Below are 23,974 nucleotides of genomic sequence, written 5' to 3'. Positions count from 1 at the left end.
CCTTAGTCTAGTCCAGCCATGCGGTCAGCCAGTTTATCGATATCCCGAATCGATTTGAGGAACGAGTCGATGGCCGGGCGCGGATTTTCGCGACCCTTTTGCTCTGCAGAGACCAGAATTGCCACCGCCTGCTGGTTTCCACCCAGCAATTTAGCCTTAAGGGTCGCCAGCTTAATCGCCGCGCCCGAGCCGCTGGTGGTGCCATTCACACGATAGAAGCTGACGACTTCACGGTGGTACTGGTCCTTGGTGCCAATCCGTTCGCAGCGGGCATTGGCGGGTGCATCGCAACCCTCGATCCATGACCAGTCGCTTGAGTCACCTGCAGCACCCTGCCCGAAGCCGACCAGTTCGCGTCCTTCGGACTGGCGATCATAAACGGCAACTGAAAGATCGACCTTGTGGCCCTGCGCATCGCGATAGCGGCCGAGCAACATGTGGTTGGCTTTGACGAAATGTGGCTTCCACGGATGTGCTGGCCGGTAATCGACGCGCGTCCAACCTGCCAACTCTGGTAGGTCAATCTGTGCTGGAACCGGCGAGGCGCGGTTGGCAATGTAGGTGCTCCACCCCACCGGCAGCAGCACTGTTGCGGCCAGTGCGACAATTGCAGCAACGGGCTTCATCGGAAGACCTGTGACCTGCTTGAGCTTATCAGCATCAATCGCCTGCGCATCCGCCGCCCGATCGAAAAAAGGCCAGCCTGCCGCCATCACCAAGGCGATCACGATGCCGAAAAAGACCCAACCAAAAACCACATGGTCAAAGCTCGCAGCAAAATCGAGATTGCCGTGATGCGCGATGTAGATCGTCGCGAAGGCGCGCAGGCCATTGGCAATAATTGGGATGACGATACATGCCGCCATGAAGGCAATCCGGCGCGACCAGCTTTTGAAGCACAGGTTTGAGACTAGCGCGCCCAATGCCACCATCGCGACAAGGAATTTCATGCCCGAACAGGCCTCCGCCACGCGGAACAGCGCGGTCGGGGTTGCGATATAGATACCGTCAATATGCGCGGGTATCCCCGTCAATCCCAGCAGCCACATGCACATTTCGGCGGTGATGGTCTGCAAGGCAGGGACGAATTCCTCCCCAAAAGGCACAAGGAAGAACATGTAGAAGAGCGGGAAAAGCAGCCCGCGTGTCACGGCAGGCCCGAGCAACAAGGCGACGCTGCCCTGCAGCAGCATCACCAGCCCGGCATGTCGCGCCAACCCGACTCCGGCAGCATCACCCAGCAGCCAACCAAAGGCGGCAGCAGCAATCCAGAGCAAGGGCAGCGCCCAAGGCCTTGGTTCAAGCTTCGCCAGTTCCGCCTTGCGCTGGTCGACCAGCCACCACAGGATGGGGATGATCAGCAAACAATGATTGAAGGTCGAGCTGTTCCACCAGATCGCCGCCATGTCCGCCGCATCGCGCCAGAACAGGGCAAGCATGGCAGTCCAGACAATGCCAAGCCGCACCAGCGCTTCGCGCCATAGGGCGGTCATTTCGCCGCTCCGACTTCCATCAGTGAATCAAGCGGAGCCAGTTGTGCATCCCAGCCATAGTGGGCAATCACATGCGCACGCGCCGCCGCACCAAGGCGCAAGCGTTCATCGGTATCGGAAAGCAGAGCCGAAACCTTGGCTGCCTCATCTGACACATCGCGCGCAACTAGCAGATGTTCGCCATCAACCGCGTCGATGCCTTCCGCAGCCGCCGTCGACGCCACGACCGGCTTGGCCATCGCCATCGCCTCGAGCACCTTGTTCTGGATGCCACGCGCAATCCGCAAAGGGGCAACAACGACATCCGCCCCGGCAAGCCATGTGCGCACATCGTCGACTGCTCCGGTCACCTGCACACCGGGCAGAGCCGACAGTTCGACCACCGCCGGTGTCGGATTGCGTCCGACAATGGCAAAGGTGGTTTCGGGATGTGCTTCTCGGATGGCGGGTAAAGCATTGCGGGCAAAATCGCTGACGGCTTCGATATTGGGGCGATAGTCCATCTGGCCGGTGAAAACGATCAACGGATCGGCGAAGACCGGATGGAGTTTCTTATACTTCGCGTTGGGATCGTAAAAAACCGTGTCGATGCCGTTGCCCAATGCCGCGACATTTTTGGCGCCGCTGCGCTCCTGAAACAGCTTGACTTCGGCCACGCTGACAAACAGGCTGGCATCGGCGCGCTGGGCGATTTCAGCTTCAAAATCGGCTAGTTTTTTGCCTTCGCGTTCATAGACCCATCGCATCATCGCATTGCCGTCGCCGGCATAGCTTTCGAATTTAGCGCTATCGACGTCGACAAAGTCCATGATGAAACGACCGTCGAAATCGGCGGGCACATATTGCGCCATCTGGCCTGAAAAGACCAAAATGTGGCTGATCGCACCACTTGCCAGCCGCTCATTGACCCAATCCCGCATCGCCTTCGAACCGAAGGATGTCAGCGAAACCGGTTTGCCGCTGGCCAATGCTTCGATGCCCGAAAACCACTGCGGCTTATCGCGCAGTTCAACATGTAACGAGGCGAGCCCGGTCCGTTCGGCTTCGGCTTCGGCACACTCGACGTCGCGGGTGTCATCAGCAAAGGCACCGACATGTACCGGGGCCATCGACTGCAGCTTTTTGAGGATATGGAAGGAACGAATCTTGTCGCCGCGGTCCGGGGGCCAGGGGACGCGGTGGGCGAGGAACAATATCTCGCGCATCAACCCAATCCTCTGGAAATCCAGGGGCCGATCAGATTTGCTATCGGCATTGGCAATTTCTGCCATGCAGAGACAACTGACCTATATTTTGCACTGTTCGGATTGACGTCACGTGGCGGTGAGCCATCGGCAGTACGCGTAGAATAAGACAGAGGTTCAGGCTCGAACCCCCAGTTTTTCTTGAAGAAATAGGCTCCACTATCTACTTTCGAGCGCCCGAAGTCAAAGCGTGTGCAACCGCGCTGTCTTGCATGGTTCATCAGCGCATAATACATCACATCATTGGCGCGCAGCGCCCGTGCCTGCCACACGCCGCCACCCCAATATGGCATGACTGCGCCGTTGAAATACAGGCTGAGCACGCTCGCCACTGGCTTCCCATCTGATAGCACCGTCAGGATATCGGCTTCGTCGCCAAAGGCCTTCAGCGTCTCCGCCATCAGCGCGCGTGGGAACACCGGTGTACCAAGATTACGCACGCTTTCGGCATAGACGCGGTAGTGCCAGTCGAGATCGCGCTGTGCGTTGCCGGTTTCGACAACCAACCCCTTCTCGAGCCCCTTGCGCACCTCGGCGCGTTGTTTGCGCGGAATGGCGAGCAGTTGCGCCTCGTCATCCGCTGCCAGTTCGCGCTCGAAATTCGCATATGCATCACTCTGGATAGTCCAGCCCTGATGCGGGATGGCCCCGCCGCGCAGTTCGGCGGTCGGGCATTTGAGCGCAATCGCCAATTCCCAAACCGCATCGGCCAACCGGTCCGCCACACCCTGCGACAGCGCCAATATCCCGCCGCCAACCGCAAAACCGCTCGAGACCATTGCGCGCCCGAATAGCGGCGAGCCGACGGCGTGCAACGGCACCATCCCGGCCAACTGGCCCACCTCATTCTCGGCCACAAGACAATAGGCCTTGTTACCCGTACCGCGTTCAATCGCTGTCAGCCAGCGCGGCAAATGGAACGGCGTTGCGCCGGGTTGGATGCGCACCCAAGCATCGATCCGGGCCGCCTCATCGGCAGCATTCAGATCGACTTGTCGCACCGCCAGCTTTTCATGGACCAGCGGTGCATTCATGCGAACTTCGCCTTTTCCTGTTCGACGATGCGGTCGAGCCGATCCCATTTGAAATCGCCGATCAGCCGTTTCAACTTGCCTGCCATCGCGTCGAGCTTGGTATAATGGCGCAGCTTCGATTTGAGCGGAGCATTGGCGACGCGTGGCTGGTCCGGGTCGATTTCCCACGGATGGAAATAGATGACACCGGGGCGTGCCTCTGCATTCACCTGACGCACCGCCCAGCGCGAATAGGCATAGGGCAGCAGCCGGAAAAAGCCGCCACCGCCCGCCGCGATACGTTTTGGACCCAGCATCGCGGTGGTCACGGGGATTTCGACAAAATCGCTGCCGGATATTGGGTTAAAGGCAAAACGCGGGGCGTCTGCCCAGCCATAATGATCGTGCGCTATAGGATTGATGCTCGACGAATAGGCATAGCCCTGCTCGGCCATGATTTCGTGCGCCCAAGGCGTGTTCGGGTTGATCGAGAAACTCGGCGCGCGATAGCCGCGCACCGCAACGCCGCCCGCATCTTCGATGGACTTGCGCGAACGATCCAGATCGGCCGCAAACTGTTGCGGCGTGAATGTGAATACCCGATCATGGTTCTGGCCATGATTGCCCAACTCATGTCCGGCATCGGCAATCCGCCGGATAAGTGCCGGGTAGCGCTCGGCTACCCAGCCCAAGGTAAAGAAGGTCGCCTTGATTCCCGCATCGCTAAACATCGACAGCAGCGCATCGGTGTTGCGTTCGACACGGCATTCGCGCGTGTCCCAACTGTCGCGCGAGATTACATTCTCGAACGCCCCGACTTGAAACCAGTCTTCAACATCGACCGACAAAGCATTGTACAAAGGATAAAGTCCTTCATCCTTTAAAGATCAGGCTGCGCGCATATCCCGCATCCGAGCGGCTAGCGACTGGTTTTCCTTTTCCATCCAATCGATCAGCATGGCAAGCACCCTGCGCATGGTAACATCCTGCGACGCCATGCGCGCCTCAAGCTGGTCGATGCGCGATGCCAGCGCCTGATAATGTGCCGTATCAGCGGCAGCCACGACAGGCTGCGCCATGGCGGCGACGGGCGCGGTCTTAGTGGCAACCGGTTCGGCAAAGGGCGCTTGCGACGCCATCGTCGCATCATATTCGAACGGCTTGCCGTTCATATCGACGATAACTGCACCAACCAGTGCGCCGTCGATGGTATCGGTCTGCTCGACAGCACCCATCAACAGGCAACGGTTCATCACCGCGTTCAACTTGCGCGGAACGCCACCGGTTTCATTGTAGAGCGCATCATAGGCATCGGCGGTCAATTGCGGGCGGCCAGTCCAGCCAGCGCACTTCAGGCGATGTTCGATATAGGGCTGCACTTCGTCGGCATCCATCGCTTCCAGATGGTGCGTTGCGATCACCCGCTGGCGCAACTGCTCCAGTTCGGGCGCGGTCTGCAACAGGTTGCGGAATTCGGGCTGGCCGAGCAGGAATATCTGCAGCAACGCGGTCGAACCCAATTGGAAATTCGACAGCATGCGCAATTCTTCGAGCGCATCGACCGTCAAATTCTGCGCCTCATCCACCACCAGCAGGCAACGGCGACCAGCGCGTGCCTCGGCATGCAGGAAATTCTCGATCGCCTTTAGTGCGGCGGCCTTGTCCATCCCGCGCGTGTCGATGCCAAAGCTTTCGGCGGTCATCTGCACCAGATCGACGGCGTCGAGCTGGCTGGTGACGATTGTCGCCGCGGTCAGCCGCGCCTTGTCGATCGTCTGCATCAAATGGCTAACCAGCGTCGACTTGCCCGACCCCACCTCACCGGTAATGACGATGAAGCCTTCGCCCTGCGCCAGGCCATAGCCGAGATAGGACAGCGCCTTGCGATGCGTTCCGCTCTCGAAATAATAATGCGGGTCAGGCGTCAGCTGGAAAGGGCGTCCCGACAGGCCGTAATATTGATCGTACATGGTCTTATCTTCCCTGTCAGATAGACTTAAAAACTATAGCGAAGACCGAGCAACGCCGATGCAGTGACGTCACCATCGGTATCTTCGGGCTTCACGCTGTCGATACCGAGCGCCGCGCCTGCGGTCAGACCGCGCCATATCTGACGATAATAGGCCGCATTGGCACCAACACTATAGACATCGGGTGCGAGCGTGAAACCCGGATCGACATAATTGCCGTAAACATTTGTCTCAAAGCGCGACCGGCGATCGAGATCGCGCCCCAGATAGCCTGCGACATAATAGTTTTCATCGATAATTCCGGACATTTCGGGCAGCGCGCCGATGGCCGAGGTCAAATATTTGTTACGGTTATAACCGATGGCAAGACCGGTATCCCAGCCTGCGCTGTTGGTGACCGCAGACGCCTGAATTCCGCGCGAACGGAAGGCCACCGGGCGTAGAGAATTGAGCGAATTGTTGAAGCAGGTGGTGCCGCCATTGCCAAAGGTGCAGCTGCCCAGATCGCCCGACAGCGGGTTGCGGATCGTGGTGAATTGCGTCGGCAAGGCCGCCAGCGTGCGGTTAAGCGAGCCGCCGAAACCCGAAATCGTGTCATAGACCGAAACATTGACCGCCATGCGCTCGGTCGGTGTGTAGTTGAAGCTGCCGATATAAGTGTCGCTGCCATAGCGGTGGCCATAGCGCGCCTCAAGCGAGGTGCGACGGCTGGGCCGCCACATCACGCCTGCATCCCAGATCAACCCGTCGCTTTCAAAGACGGTCAGCCGTGGAGAGGCGGGATCGGTGACATAACGTCCACCCGGAGTGACAATGGGTGCGCCAAGGCTGTCGCGCAGCACATCACGCTCACTGATGCGGACATCTTCATAGCCGACGCCGCCAACAACCGCGAGGGTCGGGCTGACCGGAACGGTGATGTCGACGCGCGCATATTTATCATCAACGCGCTGGTCGAGCTGGCTGGCGTCCTCACGGTTCCAGCCTGCGCCTACCGCCCAGCCAAATGGCAATGTGCCCGGCTGCATCCCGACCGATGCGGCGGCGGCATGGCTGACGCTATCGTCAAAGGTCGGCACGGCACGTTGGCCCGCGGGTAACGGACCGACATCGCCGCTTTCAACCTTGGTATAACCCGCGCGATAGGCGGCGTTGACCGAAAGGTCGCCGACCCGGGCGGCAAAGCTGGGCCCGGTATAGACCGAATAGACCTGACTGACATTATCCTCGCGGCCAACAAAGCTGCCCGCTGATCCGGCGCGGTTGTCGATTGTCGCACGGCTGGCGTAAGCGCCGGCCTCTATCGTCAGATTGCGCGTTACGCGGGCAGAACCGCGGGCCAAACCGCTGATGATATCCTGATCACGTACATCATTGTCCCAGCCGATCAACCGTTCATAACGGACATTGACCTGCGCCTCGGCATTACGTTCGGCAACCGACATGTCCGCCCCGACCGCGATGGTCGAATAGGTCAGCACATCGCCATCGTCGAGGTCAGCGAGCAACACTTGCTGCGCCTCTATATAGGGGCGGATTTCTGCGCGGCGTGATGATGCTTTCTTGGCCTTTGCAGGTGCCTCGTCAGCGGCAGGCGCACCCTCGTCCGCATCCGACCAGTCGGTGTCGAGCAGTTGTGCGTGCGCAACCGTCGGCAGCGCGATCAGCGCAGCGGAGGCGAGCAAGAGTTTGATAGCAGGGAGAGTCTGGCTGGGCATATTACGCTCCATATCCATAGTAATTGCCGAACTTGCGTCCGGTCGGTGAAAATTTGGCACGATTGAGAAGCAACTGGATATTCTCGCAGCCGCTGAGCAGCGACAGCGCATCACGCAGGGCGTTTTCGGTGGTCACATCGGCATGCACGACCATCACCGCCTGCCCGACATGCAGCGCGAGCACCGATGCGGGTGATGCAGCGAGTGCGGGCGGTGAATCGAAAATGATGATCCGCGTCGGATCGTGGCGGGTCAGCTGGTCGAGCACAGCCGCGGTGCGGGCGGCGGCCAGATATTCGGTATCCTGATTGGTCTGCGCGCCTGCAGGCAGCACCGACAATCCGTTGACGTCGGTTTCGATCACCAGATCTTCGACATCGATCGACGGATCGGCGAGCGCATCCATCAAGCCGCGTCCGCTTTCCATTCCGAGCCGTGCGAGCACGCTCGGCTTGGCGAAATCGGCATCGACGAGGAGCACGCGATTATCCTTTTCGGTCGCCATCGACAGCGCGAGGTTGACCGCGCAGAAGGTCTTGCCCTCATTGGGGTTGGCCGAACAGATCAGGATGCGTTCGCCATGTTCGATCGGATCAAAGCCCTTGCCACCGCGCGCGGCGAGAAGCAGCTGGCGCTTGACGATGCGGAACTCTTCGGAAAGGCCGGTAACCGGACCTTCGGGATCGATATAATTGGCAGTGCGCAAAGCCACGCGGTCGATATGCACGCGGGATTTGGCATAGCTTGACGCAGGGCGTGCTACTGGCGGTGAAACGGCAGGCGCTGCAGCGGGCGCGGCTGGCTGCTGCACGGTTTCGGGCTCGGCAACGGGTGCCGCTGGCTGCTGCACGGTTTCGGGCTCGGCAACGGGTTGTGCAATTGGCTGTTCAACCGGGGCGGTTTCTTTTGCCGGACCGCGCAGGGCCGCACCAAAATCATACAGCTCATTGGCGCGCTCGAGCAGCGACGCAGGCGGCTTGATCGGGGTATGTTTGTTCATTTTATCGGGCCCCTTCATGCCGCCATGCCACGCTGGATGAATTCAACCACCAGCAGCAGCGCAAAGACGCCGACAAGCCCGCTGGCTCCACCGACGAACAGCTTCATCTTGCGCTTGCGTTCTTCGCGTTGCGCGCCGGTCAGCATCTGCGAAATCGCGCCAATCACGGGCAGGCCGCTCGCTTTTTCGAGCTTTGCGGCGGTCGGGAAGCTGGTTTGCAAAGGGCCGAGGGCAAAGGCTGCGCCTGCCCCGGCGCCAAGGCCTGCAAACAGCACAAGCGCCAGCAACAGCGGACGGTTGGGCTTTGACGGCGACGAGGGCACGCCCGGCTGGTCGACAACTTCGAACTGCACCGTGCCGGTTTCGGTTTCGACCTGCCCGCGCAGGCGGATAGCTTCGCGGTCGGCGAGCAGCTTGTCATATTGCGTTTTCAGCACCTGATAATCCTGGCTGATGCGCGAATATTCGGCAGACAGGCCGGGCTGCGAAATCTGTTTGGCGGTATAGTCGCTGATCTCGGCCTGAAGCGCGGTTTTGCGTGCCGACAGCGCGGTCACGGAGGCCTGCCGCTCGGCGAGCATCGACTGCAGCGAGGCATAGGCCGGATTGGGCATCCCGCCCGCACCTGCCGCCGCACCTGCACCTTGCGAGCGCAGGATCGCAATCTGGTTGCGGATCGCAATCACGTCGGGATGGTCGTCGGTGTAACCGCGCGCCTTCATCGAGGCGAGGTCGTTCTGCGCCGAGCCAAGCGGACTGGCTCCGCCGCCCGCCCCGGCCAGACTGCGCGGGGTTCCGGCAAGCTGGCTGCCTAGCGCGGCCACGGCACTGCGTGCCTGAATCAGCTGCGAATCGATCTGCGACATTTCGGCACGCGCCGCTTCCATGCGGGTCGAGGCCGAACCGGCACCGGGCAGCATGCCCAGATTCTGTGTTTCAAAGGCAACGCGCTTGGCCTCTGCCTCCGCCAATTCCTTTTGCCGCGCCTCTAGCTGGGCATCGAGGAATTTGAGGGTTTTTGAGGTTTCGGCGCGGTCGCCTGCGATATTTTCTTCCTCGGCAATGTCGATCAGTTTTTGCACGATATCGCGCGCCAAGCGGGGCGATTTGTGCATTGCGGTGATCGAGAAAACGCTTTCATTGGTCGGATCGGCCTTCACCGCGATATTCGGGCGCAGCGCGGAAATCGCGCTACCCAGTTCAGCCTCGGACACCACGGTGCGGCCCAGATCGGTGCCCTTGACGACGCGTTCGAGATTGGCGGAGGACCCGAGCGATTGCTGCAGTTGTTCAACCGCCTTGCGGCGTTCGCCTGCTGTAATGCCGACCTTTTCGGACAACACCGTCTGCGGGCGTACCATGATGCGCGCGCTCGATTCATAGCTGGCGGGGATCAGCGAGACGACCAGCCAGCCGAGCAGGCAGACACCCCACGCAATCGCAAGCGCCAGCCAGCGGCGGTTCCACACGCTGTGGACGGCAATGCGCAGTTCGTCGTACAATCCGTTCATATCGCTACGCCGCCAACCTTCTTAGAACATGCTTTCGGGGATGATGATGACATCGCCGGGTTGAAGGAGGACATTCGCCTTGCTGTCGCCGCGCTTGATCAGATCGCCGATGCGCAACGCATATTCCTGGCTCTTGCCCGTCGCCTTGCTGAAGCGGACGAGGCGCGCCTTGTTGCCTGCGGCATATTCCGAAAGTCCGCCCACGGCGATCATCGCATCGAGCAGCGTCATGTCGGCGCGGAACGGGATCGAGGCGGGCTTTTCAGTCGCGCCGACAATCCGCACCTGCTGATTATTGGTCGCGGCAAATTCGTTGACGATCACCGAGACGATTGGATCGTTGATATATTGCGAAAGCTGCAGCTTGATATCCTGCTGCAACATCGTCGCGGTCTTGCCGGCGGCGGGCATGTCGGTGATCAGCGGGGTGGTGATGCGGCCATCGGGGCGCACTTGCACCTTGGCGCCCAATTCGGGGTTGCGCCAGACGAAAATGGTGATCTGGTCGAGCGGGCCAATCAGATATTCATCGCTCGCCTGCTGCTGCAAGGGAATCGAGGGCGCCGCTGGCAGGTTCGAACCGCCAGTGGACGAGCAGCCGGTGATAGCCAAACTGCTCGCGCCAACCGCAAGCAAAGCCTTTAACTTCAGCGACTTGTTCATCAAACATCCCTTTCAGCCCGCACAGAAACCAGACGTTTCCAGCGGAAATCCAAAGCTGCACTACGCACAGCATCGCATTCCCTATGGCGGAAAAGGGTGAACAGACCGTTAGTATTAAAGTGCCAGGGATGTAAAAACCCCGCCATATCCGCCAGCTAACGCAAATCTGCGTTATAGCGGAAGTTATAGCATAGCGAATGACGTCGAGTCAGCCGTCATAAGGAGGCGCATTGCCCGACAGGACCGTCTTCGCCGCCGCTGACAACCAGTCCATCGCCGCAGCCCAAGGTCGATGCCCGTGGCTGATCCGGGCAACGCCGAGTTCGGCCAGTTCATCGCGACTGGAGAAACCCCCGGCAGAGGCGGGTGTCCAGATGATGTTGACCGGCAATGGCGATCTTTCACAAATGGCAGCAATGCAGGCGCGGTTGGTCGTGAAAGGAACAAACAGGCCATTCGCCCCGGCACCGGCATAGGCGCGTGCGCGTTCAAGCACCTGCTCAACCAGCTCCGGTCCATGACTGTCCGCCGCTTTGCCGCGAAAGACATCGCAGCGCGCATTTACAAATATCCCGCTTGCCGCAGCCGCCGCAATCCGGCGCGCTTGTTCGGCAACGGGGGTCAGCTCGGTCTGCCCCGGCATGCGATCTTCAAGGTTGATACCGACCGCACCTGCCGCATGCGCCGCAGCTACCGAACGCCCAACCTCCTCGGCGGTCGCGCCATAGCCGGATTCCATATCGAGCGTAACCGGTAAGTCGGTCACACCAACGATGCGTGCAAGATTGGTCAGTGCGAGGTCCAGCGTGAACGCCTCGCCATCCTTGAAGCCCTGCGCTTCGGCGACGCCATAGCTGCCAGTGGCGATTGCCTGCGCGCCAGCTTCGGCGACCGCTTTTGCGCTGCCTGCATCCCAGATGTTGAACAGAACCAGCGGATTTCCGGGGATGTGATAACGCGCGAATGTTTCAATCTTGCTGGTCATGTCGCTTCCTTTTCTAACAAAATCCGTTTGCGTTCCAACCCATAGGCATAGCCGCCGAGCGTTCCGTCGGTGCGAATAACGCGGTGGCACGGTATCAGCACCGCGACATTGTTCGCGCCATTGGCCGAACCTGCCGCACGTACGGCCTTGGGTTTGCCGACCGCAGCCGCGATATCGGCATAGGTCCGCGTCTCGCCAATCGGGATCCGGCGCAGCTCCTGCCATACAGCTTCCTGAAACGCCGTGCCAGCAACATCAAGCGGCAGGTCGGGCATGCGCGACGGATTTTCGACCGCCTGCACCGCGCCCTCGATCAACGTCTGTGTTGTCGCATCAGCGGGCAGAATCTGTGCCTTTGGGAAACGATCTGCCAGCGCCGCTTCGGATTCATCGAACGATAAGCGGCAAATCCCTTTTTCTGTCGCCGCAACAAGCATTTGTCCAAGCGACGTCGGCACCACGGCCCAGCGGATGACCGCCCCTGCCCCGCCATTTTTCCATGCGCTCGGCGTCATCCCCAAACGTCCTTTGGTGTCTTCGTAAAAGCGGCTTGGGCCTGAATAGCCAGCCTCGTAAATCGCATCGGTCACCCGCTCTTCGCTCGACAAGGCGGCAGTCGCCCTTTTGGCGCGTTCGGCGCGGGCAAAGGCGGCAGGTGTCACTCCGGTCGCACGCTTGAAAAGCCGAAGGAAATGGTGCGGCGCATAGCCGACCGCCGCCGCCAGTTCGTCGAGCGCCGGAGGCTCATCTGAACGCAACAGATCGAGCGCCTTCGCCATCGCCACCTCGTCGCGTCCGGCATCATCGGGCAGGCATCTTTTACACGCGCGCAATCCGGTTGCCCGTGCCGCCGGTCCATCGGTGAAGAAACGCACATTGGTGCGCGACGGATGGCGGGCCGCACAACTGGGGCGGCAATAGATTCCGGTGGTCAGCACGCCTGTTACAAAGCGCCCGTCAAAGCCGCGGTCGCGGCGCAATACAGCGGCCCATGCGGTATCGGCGTCAATCATCTCAGGTCCGTTCTATCGCAGCAGAGAAACATCCATGCGCAGCGTTATGGGCATGGATATAGGCAATCTCGTCGGCCTCGAAAAGTTCGCGAATGCGCATATCAGCCTGACCGGGCAAAGCCAGCGCTGCATTGCGTAAATTGCCTGCCGCATCGAAACCTCGCAATGCAATCGGGCGGCCTTCAAACACCGGAGGAGTTTGGTCGACATAAACGGCAGCCTGCTGCGCGGCTTCGCGGATATAAACCGCATAAGCCGAGCGATAGGGCGTCGCGACATCATGGCTGACATGGTGGAAGAGGATCAGTCTTTCGCCCTCTTTTGCATCCTCAAGCGTCACTCGGCAGGGAAAGCCGTTGCTGGCCGCCGTCACGCGCCGGGCATTGATCGCGGCAAGTTCAGCATCGCTCATTGCGAAAAGAGGTGCATGGGCGGCGGGGGTAAGTCCGGTAATTTTATAGGTCATGGCTTTATCCTCATCTTTGATGTGGATTCCGCCATTAGCCACAGGATTTAAGTGCCGCGTCCCGATTCTTGCGTTCAAACCAGTTTTAACGCCGCCATCGCCAAGGTCCAGGCATCACCCGGCCAGCGCGCCGACAGATAATTTCCGTCCCGAACGATAAAACCCCGCTCAGGCTGCGCTTCGGTCGCGAAGTGCGGAAGAATCGGCCCGGCATCAAAATCGCGGCGACTTGCCAGCACGCCCTTCACCTCGTCCTCGACGCTTTGAGGATAGGTGCGATAGTGATTGCCCAATCGAGAACGGGTCAGGGCAACTGCTATCCCTTCCATCATTCCGGTCAACGCTGTCGTCTTTCGTCCTTTGAGGACACCCGCGCGGGCCAATGGAATGACACCGTGGCAAATGGTCGATACTGGTTGATCGGCGGCGAAGGCCTCGCGAGCTATGCGCTGCACTTCGGCGCTTTCCAGATAGGGTTTCATCCCCGGCGCATGCCCCCCGGGGAAATGGACCAGCGCAAAATCGGCAGCATGCGCATCGCTCCAGCGCAGCGGCGCATTATACGCGGGTGACTGCGCCATCGCGCGATAAAGCACCACATTCTCGTCCCGCGCGCGCAGCGATTTTGCCCAGACCGGCAGCCCCTGCCCGGTTAAAGTCACCGGATCGCATGCGGCAACCTCGCCCGTTTCCGTCGCGAAAGCGACAACATGGCCTGCATCAGTCCATGCTTTCCACGGGACGGCAACTTCGGTGGGATCGAAATCAGTCTGCGGAAGGATGATCAGTAGGCGCGCCATCAGGTCAGCGGATAGAACAGCGCGGCCAGCACCAACAGGACCGCCCACATGATATTTTCAAGATTTTCGGTCACGGGCTGAATCTCCTTCAACCAACCATAGAGATGCACCACCAGCATGATCCCGAAAACGGCAAACAGGATGTCAAACGTTATTCGGGTGATCGCCGGGTCAAAGGCCCCACGAAAGATCATCATTTCGACAACGAGGATGAAGGCGCCCAGACAGCGCCCGAAATAGACATTCAGATCGGTATCTTCGGGTACCTTGAAAAGCATCAACCGCGCCCATTTTAATGGCGCAAAAAAGAGCGGTAAGGCGAAAGCCAAAGTGGTGATGATCCCGAGGACAAGCAGAAAGCTTTGGGCGTGGGCTGCGTAGATACCGATCATTTCAACCTCCGCACGCTGTGAACAGGGCCAGCGTACGCTCCCGTGCTAACTCCGAGCTGGGCTCGTGATAATCCTTGCGCCGGTCGCTGTTGAAGCCGTGATTGGCATCATAGACGAATATCTGCGCGGTCGGGTGGGCCTTCTCAATCAATGCCTCGACACCCTCCATCGGGATGCCTTGGTCGAAGCGGCCGAAATGGGCGATGGTCGCGCAGCGGGGTGCCTCATTGGCAAAGATCGTCGGCACCATGCTGCCATAATAGGATGACGATGCCGCCAGATCGGGGCTGATCTGCGCCATCCGCCATGCCACAGAGCCGCCATAGCAGTAGCCGGTAATGAAAACCGGACCTTTGTCTTTCAGCGCATCTATGCAGGCCTGCGCGTCGGCGAGCGATTGATCAAAAGGGTGCAGCTTGCGCGCCAGTTCAACCGCGCGTTCAAATTCCGGGCCGGTATAGTCGCATTCAAACCCCGGATGCTCACGGTCGAACAACGCAGGTGAGAGCACCTCATAGCCATCCGCCGCATATTCATCGCATAGCTCGCGAATATGATCGGTGACGCCGAAAATTTCCTGAATCAGGACCAGCCCGCCCTTACGCTGACCTTCGGCCTCTGCATGATAGACGGCGATTTCGGCGCCGTCAGACATTTTCATTTTGGTCATTTCGGCCATGTCATTCTCTCCAAGCAGGCGGTGGTCAGGCGGGCTTATCCTTTGCCGCTTTCTCTTCCTTTTCCTCTTCCTCGGCTGTCAGCACCTTGAAATCGCAGGCCGCAGCCGGATCGGCAATCAGGCATTCATAGCGCTTGAGCAAAGCCCGTGCGATCCGGCGATCAGTGCTCGGATGCGGGGAATAGGCCATCGCCTTGGCGAGCGCTGCCGCCGATTTGTTGTCGCCTTCTGCTGAGAAAGCCTGTGCCAGTGCAAAGCGGAAGGGCGTATACTGGGGTGATGTCACATGCGCCTTGGTCAGGCCGTCGACTGCAACCTCGTTCAAAGGCTCGCCCCGGCGGCGCAGATATTCAAAATAGAGATAGAGCGGATAGGGATCGTCTGGGTCGGCGCGGTTGGCTGCTGAAATCAGCTTGAGCGCCTCTGCCCATAAGGGTTGTGATTGGGCATTGCGGCTGGCGGTCACGACAATGGTGCCGTCGGGATCGGGCGGTGTCACTTTGGCTTCCGCCGCGCTCAATTCGTTCCGCTTGGTATTGCCCCCTTCTAGTGTCTGTGCCTTTTCCATCAGCGCCACCGCCTTGACCAGACGGGCGCGGTGGTGGCTCGGGTTCAGTGTCAGCGCCTCTGCCGCCGAGGCAATCGCCAGATCATCTTCGTCATTCTGGTAGTAGATGTCAGCGAGGAACGCCTTCATGAAAGCCGAATGCGGTTGCGCCCTCACAGTGTCCTGAAGGAAGCCACGCAGCCGCTGCCTTTCGGTCTTGTCTTCGGCACCGCCAGAATAGAAACGGATAGACTGAATGATGGCAGAGGCTTCGTCGGCTGGCAGCTGCGTTACCTTGATTTTGGCGCGATCATAGTCACGAACATTGGACAGAGTCTGAAACTTGAAATTCCGTCCACGCCAATATTTGTCGAGCTCCTTGCGTAGTTGCGAAATGCCGCCGGCGAAGTTCTTGTTGGCCGCATCGACGCTCGGCATTCCGCTTTGCACATCGGCAAGATAGCCGTCGAATTGCTTTTTGCGGGCGGGATCAAAATTGAGATAGTGGGTCAGCAGCCACGATGTGCCGTAGAAACTACCAATCCCGGAACGTTCATCAGGATCGAGCAGTTTCTCCAAGTTCGCAACGCCGAAATAGTTGATCTCCGCCGTGCGCGATTCGGCATAGGTGCCCAGCCGGATGTCGCCATTGGGGTCCATTTTGGTATAACCATAATATTCGGCAAAGCCTTCGATAAACCAGCCCGGCAGCGCGACGGGAAAATTCTGCAGCATGAAATGGTGGCTATATTCGTGGAAGATGACTTCCTCCGGATCGATGCCTTCCTGCTTGTCTGCCCCCGCGTGCCGGCTGCCGCGTGCTTTGGTTTCGCCCGGGACGACGGCAATCGCACCATAGGGCGTTGCGGATACATAATAGCCCTGAACACCGCTGTTGATGGCGCGGATAATCTCTTGCACCTGGTTCGCGTTGCGGACCCAATAGACCTTCAGTCGTCGCCCCGGACGCTCTTGAGCTACTCCACTGAAATAAGTGAGCAGCATGTTGAACCGTTCAAGCTTGGCGACGAAGTCGACAACCTCCGATTCTTTCTCCTGCGAATACATTTCGAAATGCTCGCTGGTGGCAAATTTCCATTCGGCCATTGCCGGAGCCGACAGGGCCATCATTGATACCGCTGTAATGAATTTGACCGCCGATTTGAAAATCAACTACCTGCTCCCCGAACGATGGTTTTCTGATCGTCAGCATCTAAGTGGGCCAGTTGAGCGCGGTCAAGCGGCGTGATGCAAAAAGCCGATGAAATATCGCATGATATCGACTGTTTGGTTCGATGCCTCGAAAGGGTCTGTTAGAATCGCCATTGCCGGGATTCACAATTGATTGGCGTTATGCCCATCCGACCTTTTGGTCGCCACATCACCCCGCATTGCAGAGCCTGTGCATCGAAGCCGATAATTCGGCGACAGCCCATCTTGCATCGCAGCAAATCCCCTGCTACCGGCCCGTCGACTTTGCGAAGGATTGATTCCCTCGCGCTTCAGTCGCGACATATATTCCAGTCTGTACAGGGACACTAAAACGCGTGGATAACTCCGGCGGCAATCAGGCTAATGTGCAAGCCAGCCTTGCAGGGCGGTATGCTACCGCTTTGTTCGATTTGGCGCGCGAGGCAAAGGCGATCGACGCAGTCGAAGCCAGCCTTGCAAAGGTGCAGAAAGCTCTGAGCGAATCGAGCGATTTTGCCTCGCTCACGACCAATGCTTCGATCTCGCGCGATGCTGCCAAGCAAGTCGTTGCTGCCATCGCCAAGGCGATGAAGCTCGATGCGCTGACCGCCAAGACGCTCGGCGTGCTGGCCCAGAACCGTCGCCTTGCTGAAACCGCTGGCGTCGCCCGCGCCTATGCTGCGCTGGCATCCGCCCATCGCGGCGAGATCACCGCTGAGGTCACCAGCGCCCACGCATTGTCGGCTGCACAGACGAAGGCGCTTGGCGCACAGCTTAAGGCCCGTGTCGGTCGCGATGTCGCGATCGCCAGCAAAATCGATCCCACGATCCTTGGCGGCCTGACCGTCAAGATCGGAAGCACCCTGATCGACAATTCGATCAAAACCCGTTTGAACTCCCTCGCGCAAAATATGAAAGGCTGACGGCATCCGCCGTCGGTGAAAGGCTAAACCATGGATATCCGCGCCGCAGAAATTTCAAAGGTCATCAAGGACCAGATCGCCAATTTCGGCACCGAAGCCAAAGTGAGCGAAGTCGGCTCCGTGCTTTCGGTGGGTGACGGTATCGCCCGTATTCACGGCCTCGACAATGTGCAGGCAGGTGAAATGGTCGAGTTCGCCAATGGCATTAAGGGCATGGCGCTCAACCTCGAAGCCGACAATGTCGGTGTCGTTATCTTCGGTTCGGACGCGGAAATCCGCGAAGGCGATGTCGTCAAGCGGACCGGCACCATTGTGGACGTCCCCGTCGGCAAGGAACTGCTCGGTCGCGTTGTCGACGGCCTCGGCAACCCCATCGACGGCAAGGGCCCGCTCAAGACCACACAGCGCAGCCGCGTTGAAGTCAAAGCCCCCGGCATCATCCCGCGCCAGTCGGTGAACGAACCGGTGCAGACCGGCCTCAAGGCGCTCGACGCGCTCGTCCCCGTTGGCCGTGGCCAGCGCGAACTGATCATCGGTGACCGCCAGACCGGCAAGACCGCCGTCGCCATCGACACCTTCATCAACCAGAAGGGCGTCAATCAGGGCAAGGACGAATCAAAGAAGCTGTATTGCATCTATGTCGCCGTCGGCCAGAAGCGCTCGACCGTCGCACAGATCGTCCGCGCACTCGAAGAACAGGGCGCGATGGAATATTCGATCGTCGTCGCTGCAACCGCTTCGGAACCTGCTCCGCTCCAGTATCTAGCACCCTATACCGGCGTGACGATGGGCGAATATTTCCGCGACAATGGCATGCACGCCGTGATCGTGTATGACGATCTTTCGAAGCAGGCTGTGGCTTACCGCCAGATGTCGCTGCTGCTACGTCGCCCGCCGGGCCGCGAAGCTTATCCTGGCGACGTGTTCTATCTCCACAGCCGTTTGCTCGAACGCGCCGCGAAGATGTCGGACGCCAATGGCGGCGGTTCGCTCACCGCGCTGCCGATTATCGAAACGCAGGCTGGTGACGTTTCCGCCTACATTCCTACCAACGTGATTTCGATCACCGACGGCCAGATCTTCCTTGAAACCGACCTCTTCTATCAGGGTATCCGCCCTGCGATTAACGTTGGCCTCTCGGTTTCGCGCGTTGGCTCGGCGGCACAGACCAAGGCGATGAAGAAGGTGTCGGGCTCGATCAAACTCGAACTCGCGCAGTATCGCGAAATGGCGGCCTTCGCCCAGTTCGGTTCTGACCTCGACGCCTCGACACAGAAGCTGCTCAACCGCGGTGCGCGCCTGACCGAACTGCTCAAGCAGAAGCAGTATAGCCCGCTGCCGTTCGAAGAGCAGACCTGCTCGATCTTCGCTGGCACCAACGGCTATCTCGATGGCATCGCCGCTAGCGACGTGACCCGCTTTGAAGAGGCGATGCTCGCTGACCTGCGCGCCAACCATGCCGACGTGCTGAAGGGCATTCGCGACAGCCGCGACTTCAGCGACGACAGCAAGAAAGCGCTGGTTGCCGCACTCGACAAGTTCGTGAAGACTTTCGCCTGATCGGATAATTAGATGGCTAGCCTAAAGGCCCTCAAAATACGGATCAACTCGGTCAAATCGACCCAGAAGATCACCAAGGCGATGAAGATGGTCGCCGCAGCGAAGCTGAAGCGCGCGCAAGAGGCTGCTGAAGCCTCGCGCCCTTATGCCGAGCGGTTGGAGAAGGTGGTGTCGTCCATCGCCTCCAAGGTTACCGTTGGTCCGCAATCGCCCAAGCTGCTCGCTGGTACGGGCAAGGACGATGTCCATCTGTTCGTAGTCGCCACCAGCGACAAGGGGCTGGCGGGTGCGTTCAACACCAATATCGTCCGCCTCGCCCGCAAGCGCGCCGAAGAGCTTAAGGGTCAGGGCAAGACCGTCAAATTCTACACCATCGGCAAGAAGGCGAAGGATGGGCTTGTCCGTTTCTATCGCAACGACATTGTCGAAAGCGTTGAGCCCGGCGATCTAGGCAAGCTTGGCTATGATGCTGTCAAAGGCTGGTCCGATGATCTGATTGCACGCTTTGAAGGCGGCGAATTTGATGTCGCCCACCTGTTCTTCAACAAATTTGTCAGCGTCCTGACGCAGGAGCCGACCGAATTGCAGCTGATGCCAGTTGCGCTGTCGAACGACAACGCGCCTGCCGGTGCGTCAGCCTCAGTCGAATATGAACCCGATGAGGAAGAACTCCTCGCCGACCTGTTGCCGCGCAATGTGGCCGTGCAGCTGCTGCGCGCCCAGCGCGAAAATGCGGCGTCGGAGCAGGGTTCGAAAATGACCGCGATGGACAACGCCACGCGCAACGCGGGTGACATGATCAACAAGCTGACCATCCAGTATAACCGCACCCGTCAGGCTGCGATCACCACAGAACTCGTAGAAATCATTTCGGGCGCCGAAGCGCTCTAAGATATCCAAAAGGCAAGGAAGACAGACATGGCAACCGCCCCGAAGAAAACCGCTGCTAAGGCCGCCGCACCCAAGGCCGCCGCAAAGCCCGCCGCTGCAAAGGCTGCGCCGAAGGCTGCTGCCAAGGCACCGGCAAAGAAAGCCCCTGCTGCAAAGGCAAGCGGCGCAACCAAGCTGAACGTCGCTGGTGCAACCGGTCGCGTTTCGCAGGTTATCGGCGCTGTCGTCGACGTCAGCTTCACCGGCACCCTGCCCGCTATTCTCTCGGCGCTTGAAACCGACAATAATGGCAACCGCCTCGTCCTCGAAGTGGCGCAGCATCTGGGTGAAAACACCGTGCGCACCATCGCGATGGATTCGACCGACGGTCTGACCCGTGGCCAGCCTGTCCGCTCGACCGGCGCACAGATTTCGGTTCCCGTCGGCCCCGCAACGCTCGGTCGTATTCTGAACGTTGTCGGTGAGCCGATTGACGAGCAGGGCCCGGTTGCCACCGATCTGCGCGCACCGATCCACGCAGAAGCGCCGCTCTTTGTCGACCAGTCAACCGAAACCGAAATTCTCGTCACCGGTATCAAGGTGATCGACTTGCTCGCACCCTATGCAAAGGGCGGCAAGATCGGTCTGTTCGGCGGTGCAGGCGTCGGCAAGACCGTTCTTATTCAGGAACTGATCAACAACATCGCCAAGGGCCATGGCGGCACCTCGGTGTTCGCAGGCGTGGGTGAGCGTACCCGTGAAGGTAACGACCTTTACCACGAATTCCTCGACGCTGGCGTTATCGCCAAGGACAAGGATGGCAACCCGACCCCCGATGGTTCGAAGGTTGCTCTCGTGTTCGGCCAGATGAACGAACCTCCGGGTGCGCGCGCTCGTGTGGCACTTTCGGGCCTGACCATCGCGGAATATTTCCGCGACCAGGAAGGCCAGGACGTTCTGTTCTTCGTCGACAACATCTTCCGCTTCACGCAGGCGGGTTCGGAAGTCTCGGCGCTTCTCGGCCGTATTCCTTCGGCAGTGGGCTATCAGCCGACGCTGGCAACCGACATGGGCCAGTTGCAGGAACGCATCACCTCGACCAACAAGGGTTCGATTACCTCGGTTCAGGCGATTTACGTTCCCGCAGATGACTTGACCGACCCTGCCCCTGCTGCATCATTCGCGCACTTGGACGCAACCACGGTTCTCAACCGTGCGATTTCGGAACTGGGCATCTATCCGGCGGTTGACCCGCTCGACTCCACTTCGCGCGTCCTTTCGGTTTCGGTTGTCGGACAAGAGCATTACGACACCGCCCGCCGCGTTCAGGAAACGCTGCAGAAGTACAAGTCGCTGCAAGACATCATCGCCATCCTCGGCATGGACGAATTGTCGGAAGACGACAAACTGACCGTCAGCCGCGCGCGCAAGATCCAGCGCTTCCTGTCGCAGCCGTTCCACGTTGCTGAGGTCTTCACCGGCATCGCGGGCAAGTTCGTGCAGATCGAAGACACCGTGAAGTCGTTCAAGGCTGTCGTCGATGGCGAATATGACCACCTGCCTGAAAGCGCATTCTACATGGTCGGCGGCATCGACGAAGCCGTCGAAAAGGGCAAGAAGCTGGCTGCAGAAGCGGCTTGATTCAGAAATGAAAGCGATTGCTCATGCTTGTGTTTTGGCAGTGCTCTTGTTGCCTGCAACAGCGCAGGCCAAGCCGGTAAATGAGGTTGGGTTGCGGGCAGTCCTTGAACATTGCCCGCGACTGTTCGAGTCAGAGACCGATATTCTCGAAGACAGGAAACTAATCGCCGACGGCTTTACGAAGGATCTGGGCGAGCGTCCTCATCCTAGAGTGGGAAAGCTGCGTACCTTGGAAGCAACGCTTGACAACGGCTCAGTTGCGATTGGTGTTAGCGATGAGGCCGCCCTCTGCTCAGTCGTGCTGGATGGTCCCGGTGCCGAGCAGACTTTTACCGCGATCCGGAGGTCGATCAATCAACTTGCTGATGGTTTGGTCACCGATACTGAGGCGGTAGCACCCAAAATTCCCGGCTTGGAAATTGAAACGCTCAGAACAACCGCGACGGACGGGATGTATCTCGGAGTTCAGTTTGTGCGCACAACCCCTGCAGCTTCCAATCCCATTTTTATTGTCCAGCAGTATTGGCTAGAGGAATAACGATGCCCCTCCATTTCGAACTCGTCACCCCGGAACGCCTCGTCCGCTCGGAAGAGGTCTATATGGTCACCGTCCCCGGCACCGAGGGCGATTTCGGCGTGCTCGAAGGGCACAGCCCGATGGTCTCCACGCTACGCGCAGGCGAGGTAGCTATCTATAAAACCCAGGGTGCAACGCCCGAAACCATCACGCTTGATGGCGGTGTGGCCGAGGTCAGTGAAAAGGGCCTGACGATACTGGCTGAAAAGCTGGGCTAATCAGGGCCCAGCCATCGGCTCAAAGCTGAAACGGCTGGACTTGCTGCCATCGAGCAGCGAAATTTCCGCCATCAGGGTCTTTCCGTTCCGCCAATAGCGGATGCGTTGCGGATAATCATGCTGCGCATTTTCAAAGACAATTTCTTCCGGGCCCGATTTGGTTGCGGCAAAACGCACCGCTGGCTGGTTTCCGGCAATCGCCCAAAAGGCCAATGTACTGTCCGTTTCGCGCATGATGCGCATATGTTCCCAGAAACCTAGCTTGTCGCCATTCCCCGAGCGGCTGGCACCAATCATGATACCCGCGCGCGGTGGCGTCCAAAACTCATCGGCCCATTTTTCGCCTTCGGTCTTTTCCCACGCGCCGGTCATCCACGAAGGCAGCGCATGGGTTGGCGGCTGGGCAGCCGCCGGAACGGAAAAGAGCGCCAATGCCGCGAGCAGTGCAGACTTCATGGTGACGAGGCTCCTGCTATTCTCCGCTGGTTTTGCCACATTATCAGGCCCGCGCAAACAATCAGAAGCGAACCGCCGAGAGCCAGCGCATCGGGAAGGTGCCGAAACAATAAGGCATCGATCAAAAGGGCGACCGGCAGCTGGATATACACCGCCTGCGCGGCGTCGGCGGCTGTCCCCCGGGTCGTCCCGAGATAGATGAGCCAATGCGCGGTGCTTGCAGTGATCGCGACGATCGCGCATCGCAACACGACCGACCAGTGCGGCCAATTGACATGTAGCGGTTCAAATCCCGAAAAATGCCCGACTGAAGCAACAACTAACAATGCGGGCGCGGCCACAGTCGCCACCACCCATTGCAGCGCCATCGGAGAGCCGGTGCCGGCGGCCAGCCTGTTCAGGATCAGCATCGTCGCAAAAAAACATGCCGCGGCCAGCGGCAGAAAGGCGACAATGCCGACTTCAGCCAGATTGGGGCGCAACACCATTGCAACGCCCGCCAACGCCAGAAATGTTGCTGCCCAAGCCAGCGGTCGCATATGCTCACGCAGGAACAAGGCAGACAGCAAGGCTGTGATAACCGGGCTGACGAACCCGATCGCCGTTGCCTCTGCCAGCGGCAAAAGGAAGAGGCTGAAAAAGAAGAGGCACGACGATGTTGCAATCGAGAGTCCCCGGCCCAACTGGATCCAAGGTTTACGAACACGCAGCGCTTGCTTCCCTTGCGATGCGACAACAAAGACCACGAGCAACGGCACAGCGATCGAAAATCGCAATGCGGCAATCGCGGGTGCGGGCCATAATCCAGCCATCGACTTGATGATCGCATCGCCGCAGGTGAGCAAGGTAAAGCCCGCCAGCGCAAGCGTGAAACCGGAAGAATGGCGCATGAATTACCTTGGAAACCGGGAAGAGAATGGCGTCGAAAACCGCCATAATTATGCTGGTCTTAGCGTTTGTAGCCTCCGCCTTAAAGCACAACTTTGAACCAAATCACCAGTCCGTCTTCGCCGTCATTACCCATTTATTCACCATTTCACGATA

The 23,974-nt window shown here is 59.2% G+C and carries 24 protein-coding genes; 6 read left to right on the top strand and 18 right to left on the bottom strand.

Annotated elements, in window-relative coordinates:
* Positions 1 to 2: 2 nt before the first annotated feature.
* The 16 genes from xrtA to ABL922_RS03375 form a co-directional block, all read right to left on the bottom strand.
* Positions 3 to 1,493 carry an exosortase A gene (xrtA, locus tag ABL922_RS03450; protein ID WP_349022804.1) on the bottom strand — a complete coding sequence of 497 codons (1,491 nt, stop codon included), beginning with the start codon at positions 1,491 to 1,493 and terminating at the stop codon, positions 3 to 5.
* Positions 1,490 to 2,698: a TIGR03087 family PEP-CTERM/XrtA system glycosyltransferase gene (locus ABL922_RS03445; protein WP_349022803.1), complete on the bottom strand. Its 1,209-nt coding sequence runs from the start codon at positions 2,696 to 2,698 to the stop codon at positions 1,490 to 1,492. The genes xrtA and ABL922_RS03445 overlap by 4 nt, the downstream gene beginning before the upstream one ends.
* Positions 2,698 to 3,771: a FemAB family XrtA/PEP-CTERM system-associated protein gene (locus ABL922_RS03440; RefSeq protein WP_349022802.1), complete on the bottom strand. Its 1,074-nt coding sequence runs from the start codon at positions 3,769 to 3,771 to the stop codon at positions 2,698 to 2,700. The genes ABL922_RS03445 and ABL922_RS03440 overlap by 1 nt, the downstream gene beginning before the upstream one ends.
* A complete protein-coding gene (locus ABL922_RS03435; protein ID WP_349022801.1) occupies positions 3,768 to 4,610 on the bottom strand; it encodes an XrtA system polysaccharide deacetylase in 843 nt (280 codons plus the stop codon). Before ABL922_RS03435 ends, ABL922_RS03440 begins: the two co-directional genes overlap by 4 nt.
* A gap of 27 nt (positions 4,611 to 4,637) precedes the next feature.
* Complete coding sequence (locus tag ABL922_RS03430; protein WP_349022800.1) at positions 4,638 to 5,720, bottom strand: XrtA/PEP-CTERM system-associated ATPase; 1,083 nt, start codon at positions 5,718 to 5,720, stop codon at positions 4,638 to 4,640.
* 26 nt (positions 5,721 to 5,746) lie between these two features.
* The gene (locus ABL922_RS03425) at positions 5,747 to 7,438 is read right to left on the bottom strand and encodes a hypothetical protein (RefSeq protein WP_349022799.1); all 1,692 of its coding nucleotides are present in this window, start codon (positions 7,436 to 7,438) and stop codon (positions 5,747 to 5,749) included.
* A gap of 1 nt (position 7,439) precedes the next feature.
* Positions 7,440 to 8,438 carry an AAA family ATPase gene (locus ABL922_RS03420; RefSeq protein ID WP_349022798.1) on the bottom strand — a complete coding sequence of 333 codons (999 nt, stop codon included), beginning with the start codon at positions 8,436 to 8,438 and terminating at the stop codon, positions 7,440 to 7,442.
* A 14-nt stretch (positions 8,439 to 8,452) separates the two neighbouring features.
* Entirely contained in the window at positions 8,453 to 9,949 is a 1,497-nt protein-coding gene (locus tag ABL922_RS03415; RefSeq protein ID WP_349022797.1) for an XrtA system polysaccharide chain length determinant, read from the bottom strand.
* 21 nt (positions 9,950 to 9,970) lie between these two features.
* Complete coding sequence (locus ABL922_RS03410; RefSeq protein ID WP_349022796.1) at positions 9,971 to 10,612, bottom strand: XrtA/PEP-CTERM system exopolysaccharide export protein; 642 nt, start codon at positions 10,610 to 10,612, stop codon at positions 9,971 to 9,973.
* 208 nt (positions 10,613 to 10,820) lie between these two features.
* Positions 10,821 to 11,597, bottom strand: a complete 777-nt coding sequence (locus tag ABL922_RS03405; RefSeq protein WP_349022795.1) for an isocitrate lyase/phosphoenolpyruvate mutase family protein — start codon at positions 11,595 to 11,597, stop codon at positions 10,821 to 10,823.
* Positions 11,594 to 12,610, bottom strand: coding sequence for a bifunctional DNA-binding transcriptional regulator/O6-methylguanine-DNA methyltransferase Ada (ada, locus tag ABL922_RS03400; protein ID WP_349022794.1), 1,017 nt, complete (start codon positions 12,608 to 12,610; stop codon positions 11,594 to 11,596). Before ada ends, ABL922_RS03405 begins: the two co-directional genes overlap by 4 nt.
* 1 nt (position 12,611) lies before the next feature.
* Positions 12,612 to 13,076, bottom strand: coding sequence for a DUF1203 domain-containing protein (locus tag ABL922_RS03395; RefSeq protein ID WP_349022793.1), 465 nt, complete (start codon positions 13,074 to 13,076; stop codon positions 12,612 to 12,614).
* 74 nt (positions 13,077 to 13,150) lie between these two features.
* Positions 13,151 to 13,876, bottom strand: a complete 726-nt coding sequence (locus ABL922_RS03390) for a type 1 glutamine amidotransferase domain-containing protein (protein ID WP_349022792.1) — start codon at positions 13,874 to 13,876, stop codon at positions 13,151 to 13,153.
* Positions 13,876 to 14,268, bottom strand: coding sequence for a hypothetical protein (locus ABL922_RS03385; RefSeq protein ID WP_349022791.1), 393 nt, complete (start codon positions 14,266 to 14,268; stop codon positions 13,876 to 13,878). The genes ABL922_RS03390 and ABL922_RS03385 overlap by 1 nt, the downstream gene beginning before the upstream one ends.
* Position 14,269: 1 nt before the next feature.
* Positions 14,270 to 14,947 (bottom strand): dienelactone hydrolase family protein, encoded by a 678-nt coding sequence (locus ABL922_RS03380; protein WP_349022790.1) that lies wholly within the window; start codon positions 14,945 to 14,947, stop codon positions 14,270 to 14,272.
* 25 nt (positions 14,948 to 14,972) lie between these two features.
* Positions 14,973 to 16,667, bottom strand: a complete 1,695-nt coding sequence (locus tag ABL922_RS03375; protein ID WP_349022789.1) for a hypothetical protein — start codon at positions 16,665 to 16,667, stop codon at positions 14,973 to 14,975.
* A gap of 374 nt (positions 16,668 to 17,041) precedes the next feature.
* Between ABL922_RS03375 and ABL922_RS03370 the strand changes: the two genes are divergently transcribed.
* The 6 genes from ABL922_RS03370 to ABL922_RS03345 are packed head-to-tail and all read left to right on the top strand — an operon-like array spanning position 17,042 to position 22,474.
* On the top strand, positions 17,042 to 17,608 hold the full coding sequence (locus tag ABL922_RS03370) for a F0F1 ATP synthase subunit delta (RefSeq protein ID WP_349022788.1): 567 nt from the start codon (positions 17,042 to 17,044) through the stop codon (positions 17,606 to 17,608).
* 30 nt (positions 17,609 to 17,638) lie between these two features.
* Positions 17,639 to 19,168, top strand: a complete 1,530-nt coding sequence (gene atpA, locus ABL922_RS03365; protein ID WP_349022787.1) for a F0F1 ATP synthase subunit alpha — start codon at positions 17,639 to 17,641, stop codon at positions 19,166 to 19,168.
* Positions 19,169 to 19,180: 12 nt separating this feature from the next.
* Complete coding sequence (locus tag ABL922_RS03360; protein WP_349022786.1) at positions 19,181 to 20,059, top strand: F0F1 ATP synthase subunit gamma; 879 nt, start codon at positions 19,181 to 19,183, stop codon at positions 20,057 to 20,059.
* A gap of 27 nt (positions 20,060 to 20,086) precedes the next feature.
* Positions 20,087 to 21,679 carry a F0F1 ATP synthase subunit beta gene (gene atpD, locus ABL922_RS03355; protein ID WP_349022785.1) on the top strand — a complete coding sequence of 531 codons (1,593 nt, stop codon included), beginning with the start codon at positions 20,087 to 20,089 and terminating at the stop codon, positions 21,677 to 21,679.
* Positions 21,680 to 21,686: 7 nt separating this feature from the next.
* Complete coding sequence (locus ABL922_RS03350; protein ID WP_349022784.1) at positions 21,687 to 22,217, top strand: hypothetical protein; 531 nt, start codon at positions 21,687 to 21,689, stop codon at positions 22,215 to 22,217.
* 2 nt (positions 22,218 to 22,219) lie between these two features.
* On the top strand, positions 22,220 to 22,474 hold the full coding sequence (locus tag ABL922_RS03345) for an ATP synthase F1 subunit epsilon (RefSeq protein WP_349022783.1): 255 nt from the start codon (positions 22,220 to 22,222) through the stop codon (positions 22,472 to 22,474).
* Here ABL922_RS03345 and ABL922_RS03340 read toward each other — a convergent pair whose 3' ends face one another.
* Together ABL922_RS03340 and ABL922_RS03335 are read right to left on the bottom strand one after the other, a co-directional pair.
* Positions 22,475 to 22,930: a DUF6265 family protein gene (locus ABL922_RS03340; protein WP_349022782.1), complete on the bottom strand. Its 456-nt coding sequence runs from the start codon at positions 22,928 to 22,930 to the stop codon at positions 22,475 to 22,477. It lies immediately after the preceding gene.
* Complete coding sequence (locus ABL922_RS03335) at positions 22,927 to 23,820, bottom strand: DMT family transporter (RefSeq protein WP_349022781.1); 894 nt, start codon at positions 23,818 to 23,820, stop codon at positions 22,927 to 22,929. Before ABL922_RS03335 ends, ABL922_RS03340 begins: the two co-directional genes overlap by 4 nt.
* Positions 23,821 to 23,974 lie beyond the last annotated feature (154 nt).

Origin of the sequence: Sphingorhabdus sp. (genome assembly GCF_040079335.1) — a bacterium.
Lineage (GTDB): Bacteria > Pseudomonadota > Alphaproteobacteria > Sphingomonadales > Sphingomonadaceae > Sphingorhabdus_B.
The sequence above is the reverse complement of the archived record's forward strand: the minus strand, read 5'-3'. Positions and strand labels throughout refer to the sequence as shown.

What these genes read in the sequence shown, in the direction of transcription:
- ABL922_RS03395 (WP_349022793.1), bottom strand. Translation starts at nt 13,076, where the DNA reads ATGACCTATAAAATTACCGGACTTACCCCCGCCGCCCATGCACCTCTT.
- ABL922_RS03420 (WP_349022798.1), bottom strand. Translation starts at nt 8,438, where the DNA reads ATGAACAAACATACCCCGATCAAGCCGCCTGCGTCGCTGCTCGAGCGC.
- ABL922_RS03440 (WP_349022802.1), bottom strand. Translation starts at nt 3,771, where the DNA reads ATGAATGCACCGCTGGTCCATGAAAAGCTGGCGGTGCGACAAGTCGAT.
- ABL922_RS03445 (WP_349022803.1), bottom strand. Translation starts at nt 2,698, where the DNA reads ATGCGCGAGATATTGTTCCTCGCCCACCGCGTCCCCTGGCCCCCGGAC.
- atpA (WP_349022787.1), top strand. Translation starts at nt 17,639, where the DNA reads ATGGATATCCGCGCCGCAGAAATTTCAAAGGTCATCAAGGACCAGATC.
- atpD (WP_349022785.1), top strand. Translation starts at nt 20,087, where the DNA reads ATGGCAACCGCCCCGAAGAAAACCGCTGCTAAGGCCGCCGCACCCAAG.
- ABL922_RS03405 (WP_349022795.1), bottom strand. Translation starts at nt 11,597, where the DNA reads ATGACCAGCAAGATTGAAACATTCGCGCGTTATCACATCCCCGGAAAT.
- ABL922_RS03385 (WP_349022791.1), bottom strand. Translation starts at nt 14,268, where the DNA reads ATGATCGGTATCTACGCAGCCCACGCCCAAAGCTTTCTGCTTGTCCTC.
- ABL922_RS03340 (WP_349022782.1), bottom strand. Translation starts at nt 22,930, where the DNA reads ATGAAGTCTGCACTGCTCGCGGCATTGGCGCTCTTTTCCGTTCCGGCG.
- ABL922_RS03410 (WP_349022796.1), bottom strand. Translation starts at nt 10,612, where the DNA reads ATGAACAAGTCGCTGAAGTTAAAGGCTTTGCTTGCGGTTGGCGCGAGC.
- ada (WP_349022794.1), bottom strand. Translation starts at nt 12,610, where the DNA reads ATGATTGACGCCGATACCGCATGGGCCGCTGTATTGCGCCGCGACCGC.
- ABL922_RS03430 (WP_349022800.1), bottom strand. Translation starts at nt 5,720, where the DNA reads ATGTACGATCAATATTACGGCCTGTCGGGACGCCCTTTCCAGCTGACG.
- ABL922_RS03345 (WP_349022783.1), top strand. Translation starts at nt 22,220, where the DNA reads ATGCCCCTCCATTTCGAACTCGTCACCCCGGAACGCCTCGTCCGCTCG.
- xrtA (WP_349022804.1), bottom strand. Translation starts at nt 1,493, where the DNA reads ATGACCGCCCTATGGCGCGAAGCGCTGGTGCGGCTTGGCATTGTCTGG.
- ABL922_RS03425 (WP_349022799.1), bottom strand. Translation starts at nt 7,438, where the DNA reads ATGCCCAGCCAGACTCTCCCTGCTATCAAACTCTTGCTCGCCTCCGCT.
- ABL922_RS03415 (WP_349022797.1), bottom strand. Translation starts at nt 9,949, where the DNA reads ATGAACGGATTGTACGACGAACTGCGCATTGCCGTCCACAGCGTGTGG.
- ABL922_RS03390 (WP_349022792.1), bottom strand. Translation starts at nt 13,876, where the DNA reads ATGGCGCGCCTACTGATCATCCTTCCGCAGACTGATTTCGATCCCACC.
- ABL922_RS03360 (WP_349022786.1), top strand. Translation starts at nt 19,181, where the DNA reads ATGGCTAGCCTAAAGGCCCTCAAAATACGGATCAACTCGGTCAAATCG.
- ABL922_RS03350 (WP_349022784.1), top strand. Translation starts at nt 21,687, where the DNA reads ATGAAAGCGATTGCTCATGCTTGTGTTTTGGCAGTGCTCTTGTTGCCT.
- ABL922_RS03380 (WP_349022790.1), bottom strand. Translation starts at nt 14,947, where the DNA reads ATGGCCGAAATGACCAAAATGAAAATGTCTGACGGCGCCGAAATCGCC.
- ABL922_RS03335 (WP_349022781.1), bottom strand. Translation starts at nt 23,820, where the DNA reads ATGCGCCATTCTTCCGGTTTCACGCTTGCGCTGGCGGGCTTTACCTTG.